Origin of the sequence: Pseudomonas sp. BIGb0558, from assembly GCF_024807515.1 — a bacterium.
Taxonomy (GTDB): Bacteria; Pseudomonadota; Gammaproteobacteria; order Pseudomonadales; family Pseudomonadaceae; genus Aquipseudomonas; species Aquipseudomonas yamanorum_A.
Window position 1 is genome coordinate 176,264 of record NZ_JANUEW010000011.1, and the last position, 12,790, is coordinate 189,053.

12 protein-coding genes are annotated in these 12,790 nt (G+C 59.0%); 9 read left to right on the forward strand and 3 right to left on the reverse strand.

Features of this window, described 5'->3' with window-relative positions; translation table 11 throughout:
* Positions 1–85 precede the first annotated feature (85 nt).
* The 3 genes from sucC (at position 86) to brnQ (ending at position 3,881) form a co-directional block, all read left to right on the forward strand.
* Entirely contained in the window at positions 86–1,252 is a 1,167-nt protein-coding gene (gene sucC, locus M2400_RS16020; RefSeq protein ID WP_003210567.1) for an ADP-forming succinate--CoA ligase subunit beta, read from the forward strand.
* Positions 1,252–2,133, forward strand: a complete 882-nt coding sequence (gene sucD, locus M2400_RS16025) for a succinate--CoA ligase subunit alpha (RefSeq protein WP_010166265.1) — start codon at positions 1,252–1,254, stop codon at positions 2,131–2,133. Before sucC ends, sucD begins: the two co-directional genes overlap by 1 nt.
* Positions 2,134–2,567: 434 nt before the next feature.
* Positions 2,568–3,881, forward strand: a complete 1,314-nt coding sequence (gene brnQ / locus M2400_RS16030; RefSeq protein WP_177077206.1) for a branched-chain amino acid transport system II carrier protein — start codon at positions 2,568–2,570, stop codon at positions 3,879–3,881.
* A 149-nt stretch (positions 3,882–4,030) separates the two neighbouring features.
* On the opposite strand, the gene M2400_RS16035 is transcribed toward brnQ, so the two are convergent.
* Positions 4,031–4,273, reverse strand: coding sequence for a hypothetical protein (locus tag M2400_RS16035; protein ID WP_003210564.1), 243 nt, complete (start codon positions 4,271–4,273; stop codon positions 4,031–4,033).
* 157 nt (positions 4,274–4,430) lie between these two features.
* Here M2400_RS16035 and M2400_RS16040 point away from each other — a divergent pair, with 157 nt between their 5' ends.
* From M2400_RS16040 to M2400_RS16055, 4 genes are all read left to right on the forward strand, one after another.
* Complete coding sequence (locus M2400_RS16040; RefSeq protein ID WP_177113565.1) at positions 4,431–4,907, forward strand: PaaI family thioesterase; 477 nt, start codon at positions 4,431–4,433, stop codon at positions 4,905–4,907.
* Complete coding sequence (locus tag M2400_RS16045) at positions 4,904–5,356, forward strand: PaaI family thioesterase (RefSeq protein WP_177043097.1); 453 nt, start codon at positions 4,904–4,906, stop codon at positions 5,354–5,356. Before M2400_RS16040 ends, M2400_RS16045 begins: the two co-directional genes overlap by 4 nt.
* Positions 5,357–5,445: 89 nt before the next feature.
* A complete protein-coding gene (gene htpG, locus M2400_RS16050; RefSeq protein ID WP_167663594.1) occupies positions 5,446–7,350 on the forward strand; it encodes a molecular chaperone HtpG in 1,905 nt (634 codons plus the stop codon).
* A 66-nt stretch (positions 7,351–7,416) separates the two neighbouring features.
* On the forward strand, positions 7,417–8,145 hold the full coding sequence (locus tag M2400_RS16055; protein WP_177113564.1) for a dienelactone hydrolase family protein: 729 nt from the start codon (positions 7,417–7,419) through the stop codon (positions 8,143–8,145).
* A 122-nt stretch (positions 8,146–8,267) separates the two neighbouring features.
* On the opposite strand, the gene M2400_RS16060 is transcribed toward M2400_RS16055, so the two are convergent.
* Complete coding sequence (locus M2400_RS16060; protein WP_177043099.1) at positions 8,268–9,131, reverse strand: pirin family protein; 864 nt, start codon at positions 9,129–9,131, stop codon at positions 8,268–8,270.
* 64 nt (positions 9,132–9,195) lie between these two features.
* Positions 9,196–9,612 carry an OsmC family protein gene (locus M2400_RS16065; protein ID WP_003210558.1) on the reverse strand — a complete coding sequence of 139 codons (417 nt, stop codon included), beginning with the start codon at positions 9,610–9,612 and terminating at the stop codon, positions 9,196–9,198.
* 140 nt (positions 9,613–9,752) lie between these two features.
* On the opposite strand from M2400_RS16065, the gene M2400_RS16070 reads away from it, so the two are divergent.
* Together M2400_RS16070 and M2400_RS16075 are read left to right on the forward strand one after the other, a co-directional pair.
* Entirely contained in the window at positions 9,753–10,757 is a 1,005-nt protein-coding gene (locus M2400_RS16070; RefSeq protein ID WP_177043100.1) for an amidohydrolase family protein, read from the forward strand.
* Positions 10,758–10,918: 161 nt separating this feature from the next.
* Positions 10,919–12,544 carry a methyl-accepting chemotaxis protein gene (locus tag M2400_RS16075; protein WP_177120690.1) on the forward strand — a complete coding sequence of 542 codons (1,626 nt, stop codon included), beginning with the start codon at positions 10,919–10,921 and terminating at the stop codon, positions 12,542–12,544.
* Positions 12,545–12,790: the final 246 nt, after the last annotated feature.

The following is a 12,790-nucleotide window of genomic DNA, read 5'->3' on the forward strand; positions in this document are numbered from 1 at the left end:
GTGCAAGCAGCAGTCACAGGTGGCGCGGCACTCAATAAAGAGCGCAGCGCCGAATGCGCAGTACCTAACGAAGACGGTAATAAGCATGAATCTTCACGAGTATCAGGGTAAGCAGCTGTTCGCTGAATACGGCCTGCCAGTATCCAAGGGTTACGCAGTAGACACCCCGGAAGCAGCAGCAGAAGCTTGCGACAAAATCGGCGGCACCGAGTGGGTTGTCAAAGCCCAGGTCCACGCTGGTGGTCGCGGTAAAGCGGGCGGCGTAAAGCTGGTTCGCAGCAAAGAAGACGCCAAAGCCTTCGCTCAGCAGTGGCTGGGCAAGCGTCTGGTGACTTACCAGACTGATGCCAATGGCCAGCCAGTCACCAAGATCCTGGTTGAATCGTGCACTGATATCGCTAAAGAGCTGTACCTGGGCGCTGTCGTTGACCGTTCGAGCCGTCGCATCGTGTTCATGGCCTCCACCGAAGGTGGCGTGGACATTGAGAAGATCGCCGAAGAAACCCCAGAAAAAATCCTGAAAGCCACTATCGATCCACTGGTTGGCGCTCAGCCATTCCAGGGTCGCGAGCTGGCATTCCAGTTGGGTCTGGAAGGCAAGCAAGTTGCCCAGTTCGCCAAGATCTTCGTAGGTCTGGCCAAACTGTTCCAGGATCACGATCTGGCCCTGCTGGAAGTGAACCCGCTGGTGATCAAGGCTGACGGCGATCTGCATTGCCTCGACGCCAAGATCAACATCGACGCCAACGCCATGTACCGTCAGCCTAAGCTGAAGACTTTCCACGATCCGTCGCAAGACGATCCGCGCGAAGCGCACGCTGCCAAGTTCGAACTGAACTACGTAGCGCTGGAAGGTAACATCGGTTGCATGGTCAACGGTGCTGGCCTGGCCATGGGTACCATGGACATCGTCAACCTGCATGGCGGCAAACCAGCCAACTTCCTCGACGTAGGCGGCGGTGCCACCAAAGAACGCGTTACCGAAGCGTTCAAGATCATCCTGTCCGACTCCAACGTCGCTGCAGTACTGGTCAACATCTTCGGCGGTATCGTTCGTTGCGACATGATTGCCGAAGGCATCATCGGTGCAGTGAAAGAAGTCGGCGTTAAAATCCCGGTGGTTGTTCGCCTTGAAGGTAACAACGCTGAACTGGGCGCTAAAGTACTGGCAGAAAGCGGTTTGAACATCATCGCTGCTACCAGCCTGACCGACGCTGCTCAACAAGTTGTCAAAGCTGCGGAGGGCAAATAATGAGCGTCCTGATCAATAAAGACACCAAGGTTATTTGCCAGGGTATTACCGGTTCCCAAGGTAGTTTCCACACCCAGCAAGCCATCGAGTACGGCACCAAGATGGTTGGCGGCGTAACTCCGGGCAAAGGCGGCACCGAGCACCTGGGCCTGCCAGTGTTCAACACCGTGAAAGATGCTGTAGCTGCCACTGGCGCCACCGCCAGCGTGATCTACGTTCCAGCTCCTTTCTGCAAGGACTCCATCCTGGAAGCAGCATTCGGCGGCATCAAGCTGATCGTTTGCATCACCGAAGGCATTCCTACCCTGGACATGCTGGACGCTAAAGTTAAGTGCGACGAGCTGGGTGTTACCCTGATCGGCCCTAACTGCCCAGGCGTGATCACTCCAGGCGAATGCAAGATCGGCATCATGCCAGGTCACATTCACTTGCCAGGTAAAGTCGGTATCGTTTCCCGTTCCGGCACCCTGACCTACGAAGCTGTGAAGCAGACTACTGACGCCGGTTTCGGTCAGTCGACTTGCGTCGGCATCGGCGGTGACCCGATCCCAGGCTCCAACTTCATCGACATCCTGAAGCTGTTCCAGGAAGACCCGAAGACCGAAGCGATCGTGATGATCGGTGAGATCGGCGGTTCGGCTGAAGAAGAAGCGGCTGCCTACATCAAGGCACACGTGACCAAGCCGGTTGTTTCCTACATCGCTGGTGTGACTGCCCCTGCTGGCAAGCGCATGGGCCATGCTGGCGCAATCATCTCTGGCGGCAAGGGCACTGCAGACGAGAAGTTTGCTGCCCTGGAAGACGCAGGCGTTAAAACCGTGCGTTCGCTGGCAGACATCGGCAAGGCTTTGTCCGAGCTGACCGGTTGGGCTGTCAAGTAAGCCTCGCGCTTAGCTGACGCTTCACCCCACAAAGGCCACCTTCGGGTGGCCTTTGTGCATTCTGGGGATTACTCATCGGTTGGATGGAATGACGCCGACCAACTGGGGGAGCTGGCTTGCCTGCGATGCAGGCTACTCGGTGTTTCGGACGCACTGAGGTGATGCTATCGCAAGCAAGCCAGCTCCCACATTTGATCGCATTTCAAAATTTAGATATGAAAACGCGACATAAAAATGTCGCTTATCGGACAGTTCGCCCCGCAACAGTGCGTTTGACCCGCAAATTCGTTAGGCTAGCCGCCTCTTTATGCGTGCGCATCCCAAAAGGAAGCCCCGCGCCAGACCCGTCAGTCCCCATCAGGACCGGCAGTATTTCCCTCATCCATAGGGAAGCCCTCTCTAAATTCCGATTCAGTAGTGTGGTATTTCCTCAAATGAAAGTGTTGAAAAGCCAGGACATCCTGGCGTTGGGCTTTATGACTTTTGCCCTGTTCGTGGGCGCCGGCAACATCATCTTCCCGCCTATCGTCGGTTTGCAGTCCGGGCCTCATGTCTGGATGGCGGCGCTGGGCTTCCTGATCACCGCGGTCGGTTTGCCGGTGATCACCGTGGTTGCCCTGGCCAAGGTCGGTGGTGGCATGGATGCGTTGAGCAGCCCGATCGGCAAGATCGCCGGTGGCTTGCTGGCAGCGGCTGCTTACCTCGCAGTCGGCCCGCTGTTCGCCACCCCGCGAACCGCCACCGTGTCCTTTGAAGTGGGCCTGGCGCCGCTGACCGGTGAGAGCCCGCTGGCGCTGTTCCTCTACAGCTCGGTGTACTTCCTGCTGGTGTTTTTCATCTCGCTGTACCCGGGCCGCCTGCTGGATACCGTCGGTCGCTTCCTGGCGCCGTTGAAAATTATCGCCCTGGCCGTATTGGGCATCGCCGCCTTCGCCTTGCCGGCCGGTGATGTGGGTGTCGCTACCCCTGAATACGTGGCCGCACCGTTCTCCCAGGGCTTTATCAATGGTTACCTGACCATGGATACCCTCGGCGCCCTGGTATTCGGCATTGTGATCGTCAACGCGATTCGCTCCCGTGGGGTTGAGTCGCCGAAACTGATCACCCGCTACGCGATCATTGCCGGGCTGATTGCCGGCCTGGGCCTGGCGTTGGTGTATATCAGCCTGTTCCGCCTCGGTTCGGGCAGCCATGAAGTAGCCGCCGGTGCCGCCAACGGCGCTGCCGTGCTGCACGCTTACGTCCAACACACCTTCGGCTCCTTGGGCAGCGGCTTCCTTGCCGTGCTGATTTCCCTGGCGTGCCTGGTGACTGCGGTAGGCCTGACCTGTGCCTGCGCCGAGTACTTCAGCCGTGTGCTGCCGCTGTCCTACAAGACCCTGGTGGTGATCCTGGCGGTGTTCTCGCTGTTTGTGTCCAACCTGGGCCTGACCAAGCTGATTGCGTTCTCGATCCCGGTACTGACCGCGATCTACCCGCCGTGCATCGTGCTGGTGGCCCTGAGCTTCTGTAAGGACTTCTGGCAGGAGCAAGGCCGGATCGTGGGCCCGGTAATGCTGGTGTCGTTCATCTTCGGCTGCATCGACGCGCTGAAGGGCGCCGGCCTGGCGGACTGGATGCCAGCGCAATTGGCTCACCTGCCGTTGAGCGAGCAGGGCCTGGCGTGGCTGGTGCCTTCGGTGATGACGCTGGTGGTTGCGGTGGTGATTGACCGCTTGCTGGGCAAACGCAGTGAAGCGATGGCTTAAACGTTTAGCCACTAACTTGTGCCGAGGTTTAGTTCGAAGTTTCGAGCTGCCCGGCCGGGTTAAAAACACCGGACAAAGTAAAGCCCGCTATTAAGCGGGCTTTCTTTTGCAACATGACTTTTCAAGTCACAGTGTTCAAGTCGTCAGACTCAAGAACCGGTTGCAGGTGTTGCTTCTTTCGCAGCAGCTTCGTTCGATTCAGCCTGAGCTTTGGCAGCATCGGCGTTTTCTTTTGCAGCGTCGTTCACTTTATCCTGTGCTTTCGCCATGTCTTTTTGAGCTTGCTCAGAGTGCGCTGCGGCGTCTTGGGCTTTGTCTTCGGATTTTTTGTCGCAGGCAGCGAGGCCGAGGGCAGCAGCCAGCATCATGGAAATAGCTAAAGTCTTGCGCATGGGGTGTTTCTCCTTATTGAAGATATCTACTGGCCTTTCGAGCCTATGCCCAACGCTTAGTTCCTTAAATCTCACAGATATATAAGGCTTTTCCCTAGGGAACTTTCAGCAAGGTTGTCTACTCCGCCGGCTCCACACTAATAAGAGTCTTTAACGAATGACCGAAAATCCTCTTTTATCCCGTGCCACACGTTTTGTTTCTGCCTTGCGCCACTGCCAGGTGCTGGGCATCCAGGTGCATGCCGCCAGTGAGGACGGCATGACCCTGGTGCTGCCCTATGGCCCGCATATCGTCGGTGATCCACAGACCGGAGTGATCCACGGCGGCGCGCTCACCTCCTTGATGGACACCGCCTGCGGCATGGCAACGTTATGCGTGCTGCCGGAATTCGAGGTCTGCCCGACCCTGGACCTGCGGGTGGACTACATGCACCCGGCCGAACCCCACAAGCCGGTGTTCGGTTTCGCCCAGTGCTACCGGGTGACCACCGACGTGATCTTCACCCGTGGCTTCGCTTATCAGGATGACCCCCAGCAGCCGATTGCCCATGTGGTGGGCACGTTCATGCGCATGGGCAAGCGCCTCAAGGGCAGCCAGGGCCTGGGGAATACGATCAAGGGAGAACAGGCATGACTCATCAGTTCAAGACCCGACTGCAGCAAGCCCATGAGCGCGGCAACTATGAGGCGCTGCTGAACCTGATTCCCTACGCCAAGCTGATCGGCATCGAATGCACGCGTCTGGGGGATGAATTGCTGTTCCGCATGCCGGCCAACAAGGACAACATTGGTAACCCGATATTACCGGCGATCCACGGTGGGGTGATCGCGGGCTTTATGGAGCTGTCCGCCGCCTTGCATCTGCTGGTATTCACCGGTGCGCCGGGCGTGCCGAAAATCATCGACTTCTCCCTGGATTACCTGCGCGCCGGGCAGTTTCGCGACACCTACGCCAAATGTCAGGTGTGGCGCCAGGGGCGGCGGGTGGCCAATGTGGCGATTACCGCGTGGCAGAGCACCCAGTCCGAACCGATTGCCACCGCCCGTGCGCATTTCAAGATTGAGGAACCGGCCCGCCCTTGAAATCCTGGTCTTAGCCCCCAACTTTGATGACAACCCGCCGCCAACCCTCAAGGGCGCGGCCACTGCCATCCAATTGGAGTTTGATGACCATGAGTGTGGAAACTCAAAAGGAAACCCTGGGCTTCCAGACCGAGGTGAAGCAACTGCTGCACCTCATGATCCATTCGCTGTATTCCAACAAGGAAATTTTCCTTCGCGAATTGATCTCGAACGCCTCTGACGCTGTCGACAAATTACGTTTCGAAGCCCTGTCCAAGCCTGAGTTGCTGGAAGGCGGCGCGGAACTGAAAATCCGTGTGAGCTTCGACAAGGACGCGAAAACCGTCACCCTCGAAGACAACGGTATCGGCATGAGCCGTGACGATGCGATCACCCACCTGGGGACCATCGCCAAATCCGGCACTGCAGATTTCATGAAAAACCTGTCGGGCGACCAGAAGAAAGATTCGCACCTGATCGGCCAGTTCGGCGTGGGCTTCTACTCGGCCTTCATCGTTGCCGACAAGGTTGAAGTATTCAGCCGCCGTGCCGGCCTTGCCGCCAGCGAAGGCGTGCACTGGTCTTCCAAAGGCGAGGGCGAGTTTGAAATCGCCACTGTCGACAAGGCTGACCGCGGTACGCGTATTGTCCTGCACCTGAAGTCCGGTGAAGACGAGTTCGCCGATGGCTGGCGCCTGCGCAATATCATCAAGAAGTACTCCGACCACATCGCGTTGCCGATCGAGTTGCCGAAAGAACAAGCGGCGGCCGAAGGCGAAGAAGCCCCAGCCCAGGAATGGGAAGTGGTCAACCGTGCCAGCGCCCTGTGGACTCGTCCTCGTACCGAAGTCAAAGACGAGGAATACCAGGAGTTCTACAAGCACATCGCCCACGACTACGAGAACCCGCTGAGCTGGAGCCACAACAAGGTCGAAGGCAAGCTGGAATACAGCTCGCTGCTCTACGTACCGGCCCGTGCTCCGTTCGACCTGTACCAGCGTGAAGCGCCGAAAGGCCTGAAACTGTACGTACAGCGCGTGTTCGTGATGGACCAGGCGGAATCGTTCCTGCCGTTGTACCTGCGCTTTATCAAGGGCGTGGTCGACTCCAACGACCTGTCGCTGAACGTGTCGCGGGAAATCCTGCAGAAAGACCCGATCATCGACTCCATGAAGTCGGCGCTGACCAAGCGCGTGCTCGACATGCTGGAAAAACTGGCGAAGAACGAGCCTGAGCAATACAAGGGCTTCTGGAAAAACTTCGGCCAGGTCATGAAAGAAGGCCCGGCAGAAGATTTCGCCAACAAGGAAAAAATCGCCGGCCTGCTGCGTTTCGCATCGACCCACGGTGACGACGGCGAGCAGAACGTTTCCCTGGCCGAGTACCTGGCTCGCGCCAAGGAAGGCCAGGACAAGATCTACTACCTGACCGGCGAAACCTACGCCCAGGTCAAGAACAGCCCGCACCTGGAAGTCTTCCGCAAGAAAGGCATCGAAGTGCTGCTGCTGACCGACCGGATCGACGAGTGGCTGATGAGCTACCTCAGCGACTTCGACGGCAAGAGCTTTGTTGACGTCGCCCGTGGCGACCTGGACCTGGGCAACCTGGATTCCGAAGAAGACAAGAAAGCGGCTGAAGAAGTGGCCAAGTCCAAAGAAGGCCTGGTTGAGCGAATCAAGACTGCCTTGGGCGATGCCGTCAGCGAAGTGCGGGTTTCCCACCGTCTGACCGACTCCCCGGCGATTTTGGCCATTGGCGAGCAGGACCTGGGCATGCAGATGCGTCAGATCCTGGAAGCCAGCGGTCAGAAGGTTCCGGATTCCAAGCCGATCTTCGAGTTCAACCCGGCTCACCCGCTGATCGAGAAACTCGACGGCGAGCAGAGCGAAGAGCGCTTTGGCGACCTGTCGCACATCCTCTTCGACCAGGCCGCCCTGGCGGCTGGCGACAGCCTGAAAGACCCGGCCGCTTATGTGCGCCGACTGAACAAGCTGTTGGTTGAACTGTCGGTTTAACACCGTTGTAGAAAAACCCGCTTCGGCGGGTTTTTTCGTTGTAGAGCCTTTCACCTGGAGTAAATGATGAGCCAAATCACCGTGCGTTCCGTGGTCTATCAGATTGATGGCCAGTCTTATGAAAGCCGCCTGGCATTTGATGCCAGTCATAAGGGCCCGCTGCCAGGGTTGTTGATGGCGCCGAACTGGATGGGTGTGAGTGCCGGCGCTGAAGAGATCGCCAAGAGCGTCGCCAGCAAGGGCTACGTGGTACTGCTTGCCGACCTGTACGGGCAAACTGTTCGCCCCTCGAATGGCGATGAAGCAGGGGCGGCGATGATGCCGTTGAAGAATGACCGGGTGCTGCTGAACAAGCGCATGCAAGTCGCGCTTGATCACCTGAAAACCCAGACCGAAGCGGCGGTGGATACCTTGAAGCTGGCAACCTTCGGTTTCTGCTTCGGCGGCTGCTGCTCCCTGGAGTTGGCGCGTACCGGTGCGCCGTTGAAAGCCGCCGTTTCGTTCCACGGCAGCCTCGACACACCGAACCCGGCCGATGCGAAAAACATCAAGGGTTCAGTGCTGGTGCTGCACGGCGCTTCCGACCCGCTGGTGCCGAAAGAGCAACTGCCGGCGTTTGAAGACGAAATGAACGCCGCCGGTGTGGATTGGCAATTGCTGAGCTACGGCGGTGCGGTGCACTCGTTTACCGACCCCCACGCGAATGTGCCGGGCAAGATGATGTACGACGCGAAGACCGCTGCACGGGCCTTCCAGTCGATGCATAACTTGCTGGATGAAGTGTTCAAGGGCTGATAGCTCGGTTACTTGAGCGGGCCTCATCGCCGGCAAGCCAGCTCCTACAGTTGGAACGCATTCCAACTGTAGGAGCTGGCTTGCCGGCGATTGCTATCTAATCAGCGATAATCTCTCAAGCCTTACTGTGGCAACTCAATCCGCTCACTTTCCCCCGGCACCACCGGCCAATCCCCGGCCGCCCAGCGCTGGCGAGCCTGCTCGATCAACGCCGGGTCACTCGCCACAAAATTCCAGTTGATCCGCCGTGGCCCATCCAGCGCCGCGCCGCCGAACACCACCAGATGGCAATCCGTCTCGGCAAACAGCGCGAGGCTTTCACCTGCCGGCAACACCACCAGGCTGTGCACCTCCAGCGCCTCACCCTCCAGGTGCGCTTCACCCTCCAACACATACACCGCCCGTTCCGCGTGCTCATCCGGGACCAGCAGCGTTGTAGCCGTCTGCATCCGCACCTCGGCATACAGCGTGGGCGACAACACTGGCACCGGCGATTCCAGGCAAAAGCCACTGCCGGCAATCAGGCGGATCTGCACGCCGAGGTTGTCACTCACCGGCAAGCTGGCGGCGGGGTGATGGCTGTAATGCCCTGGCCCTTGTTCATGATCCTTGGGCGAGGCCAGCCACACTTGCAGCCCGTGCAGGCTGAAACCACTCGCCTTGAGGGCTTCGGGGCTGCGTTCAACATGGGCAATGGCGCTCCCGGCGGTCATCCAGCTGACATCCCCGGCCTTCACCACCTGGTCGGAACCGAGGCTGTCCTTGTGCAGGAGTTCGCCTTCAAACAGGTAGGTCAGGGTCGAGAGGCCGATATGCGGGTGCTGGCGGATGTTCATGCCGGTGCCCGGGGCGTAGCGGGTTTGCAGCATATGGTCGAAAAACACGAAAGGCCCGACGCTGCGGCACTGCCGGGAGGGCAGCGGGCGCAGGATGGGTTGCCCTTCAACGTCTTCGGCGCGCGGGCGGATCACGGTCACTGTGGTCATGGTGCGTCCCAGTCTGAGCGGGTTGGATGCCCCTGAGCATAACCCGCTCGACGGGAGGTTGCCGCTACTGGCTGAAGGCGCCTTCCGAGAGCCGGGTCTCGATGGTGACTTCGGCCGTGGTCATCAGCTTGTGCACCGGGCAACGATCCGCCACGCGGTGCAGTTCATCGCGCTGCTCGTCGGTGAGTACGCCCTTGAGGGTCAGTTTGACGTTGAGCTTGTATTTGCCCTTTTGCTCTTCGGTGCTGTCATGGGTGACTTCCACGGTGACACCGGTGAGCGGAATGTCTTTTTTCTGCGCATAGAGCTTGACGGTCAGGGCCTTGCACGACGCCAGCGCGGCGTCGAAGTAATCGTGGGGGGAGGGCGCCGAGTCGTCGCCGCCCAGGCTCTTGGGCAGGTCGGTAAACAGCTCGTGGTTATTGATATTGACGCTGTGGCGGAAGTTTTCGGCGTTCAGCGTATTCACGGTAACAGGCATGGCAAACCTCACAGGGTGGCAGGAAGAAGGTCATGCAGTTATAGAGCATGCTGGCACCTTGGTGTTCCCTGTTGTTTACCGCTGAACCCGCAGGCGCGGCTTGAGGTCTACCTTCATTAGCCCTTGTTTGAGATTCCCCTGTGCGCCGGACCCGCCTGAGTATTGCCCTGTTGCTGGCCGCCGCGAGCCTTGCGGTACAGGCCCGCGACTATGCCTACAGCGATGCGCACCTGCATTATGTCGACTTTTTCCAGGAGTCGGCGGGCATGGGCAAGTTGCTCAAGGCCATGGCCGACAATCGCATCGAGCATGTGATGATTTCCGGGATTCCCGTGGCCAAGAAGTGGCACGAAGACGAACCCAAGCGCCCGCGCTATTACGCCGGGGATGACGCCGACGCCTATTGGTACAGCGCCACCGACGTGTTCGTCGCCGATGCGGTCAATAAACTGAGTCCGGAGCAACGCCAGCGCTTTCATCCGTTCCTCAGCGGGTTCAATCCCAACGATAAAAACGCCGCGTCCCACATCCAGCGCATGCTCGACCTCAATCCTGGACTATGGCAAGGCATCGGCGAAGTCTTCACCCGTCACGACGACCTGACCGCGCTCACCTCCGGCGACACCCCAAGGGCCAACAACGAGGCGATGACCCGCATCTACCACCTGGCGGCGGAGAACGATTTGCCGGTGATGGTGCATTCCAACATCACCTCCAAGCGTGAGAAAAATCCTTTGTACCTGGCGGAAATGGAGGAGCCACTGCGCAATCACCCGCACACTCGGTTTATCTGGGCCCACGCGGGCAGCAGCATGGAAATCCACCGCCACCAGACCCAGATGGATTTCTTGCTGCCGACTTTGGCGCGCCTGCTGGAGGCTTACCCCAACCTTTACGTCGACCTGTCCTGGAGCGTGCTCACGCCTTACTTGCTGGATGAGGCGGGAAAGCCACGTCCTGAGTGGGTAAAGCTGGTGGAGCGCTTCCCGGACCGCTTCATGCTTGGCTCAGACGTGGTAGGGCGCTTCAACAAGCTCGGTAAGGAAATGCGCAGCTTCGACCCGTTCCTCGATGCGTTGCCTGACGACGTGGCCAGAAAGGTCGCACGGGACAACTTCCTGGCGGTCCTGCCCAAGCCCCGGTGATGGCCTTCGAGTTCAACGAACGCTGAATCGCTACAGCCGGGGCGGGGCGATCATAAGGCGTTTTGATATCGCGTTTTCGTCTTACGCAAACTCCGTTTCTCGCCGATACCTTTCAAGAGCCCGCTGCAGGTGGATGCAGCGCTTTTGGAAGGATTCCTCGCATGAATATCAGAAGTCTGAATATTGCCCCTCGCGCCGGCCTGGGGTTTGGTTTGCTGGCGCTGATGGTGTTTGCCCTGGGCGGGTTTGCCTTGTTGCAGATGGGCAATATGCGCCAGCAGTCGGATCAGGTGGAAAACAACTGGCTGCCCAGCGTGATGGCGGTCGGCGAGATGAACCAGGACCTGCTGCGGGTGCGGGCCCTCACGTTGCGCCTGCTGCTCAACCGTGACCCGCAGGCGATCACTCAGAATGAACAGAAAATCACCGAGCTGAAAAATGGCCTGCACAAGGCTCAGTCCCTATACGAAGGGTTGATCGTGCTGCCTGAAGAGCGGGTGCTGTTCGATCGTTTTAAAACCGAGGAAGAGCGCTACCTGCAACGTCAGGAGCAGGTGCTGGCGTTTTCCCGGGCCAATCAGCTGGAAGACGCGATCAAGGTAGTCAACGGCGAGATGAACCAGTTGGCCGACGCGTTGGCTGGCACCCTGCGTGAGCTGGTGACGCTGAACAAGGTCAGTGCCAATCAGGCGGCGAGCCAGGCCCAAAGCGTGTTCGCCCAATCGCGCAGTTGGGTAGTCGGCATGATTGCCGTGACGGCGCTGATCACCATTGGCCTGGCGTTGCTGCTGACCCGCAGTATTGTGCTGCCGTTATCCCAGTCGCTGAAAGTCGCCCAGGGTGTTGCCAGCGGCGACCTGACGGGTGTGATCACCGTCAGCGGCAAGGATGAGCCGGCGCGTTTGCAGCAGGCGCTGAAAAGCATGCAAGAGAGCCTGCGGGAAACCATTCGGCGTATTTCCGATTCGTCGAGCCAATTGGCGTCGGCTTCCGAAGAGCTTAGTTGCGTGACGGAAGACGCGACCCGTGGGCTGCATCAGCAGAGTCAGGAAATTGAGCAGGCGGCCACTGCGGTCAATCAGATGACGGCGGCGGTGGAGGAGGTGGCGAGCAATGCGGTGGCCACTTCCCAGGCGTCGCGGGAGTCTGATCGTATCGCTCAGCACGGTCGCGAACAGGTGCATCAGACGGTGTTGTCGATTGAGTCGCTGGCGGATGATGTGACGGCCAATGCGACTCAGGTGGAGGACCTGGCGCAGAAGGTGTATGGCATCAGCAAGGTGCTGGATGTGATTCGCTCGATTGCCGAGCAGACCAATTTGCTGGCATTGAATGCTGCCATTGAAGCTGCGCGGGCCGGGGATGCGGGGCGTGGGTTTGCGGTGGTGGCGGATGAGGTGCGGGCGTTGGCGCATCGTACGCAGCAGTCGACCCAGGAAATCGAGCAGATGATCAGTGGGATTCAGCAGGGGACTGATCAGGCTGTGAGTTCCATGCAGCAGAGCAACACCCGGGCGCGGTCGACGCTGGATATTGCCAAGTCGGCGGGTACGGCGCTGGAGGAGATTGCTTCGGCGTTTACCCTGATTAATGAGCGCAACCTGGTGATCGCCAGTGCTTCGGAAGAGCAGGCGGCGGTGGCGCGGGAGGTGGATCGTAATTTGATGAATATTCGAGATTTGGCGCAGCAGACGTCGGCGGGGGCGAATCAGACCAGTGCGGCGAGTCAGGAGTTGTCGCGGTTGGCGGTGGATCTGAACACTATGGTGGCTAGGTTTTCGGTTTAGGTTTTTGGAGGGGGCATATCCGTTATTTAGGTAACGGCGGCTTATGGTTTCGCTCTTACAGCGAGTCACTTTGCAAAAGCGGCAAAGTAACCAAAGCGCTCTGCCCCGCCTGTCGGCACCTCGCCTAGGCTCGGTGTTCCCTCACTCCGGGATTGCTCCGCGGGCCGCCGCGACGGGGCGTCCCTGCCCCGTCGCGGCTAAACCGGCGTCCTGCCGGTTTACCCGCTCCTCAATCCCTGCGTTCGG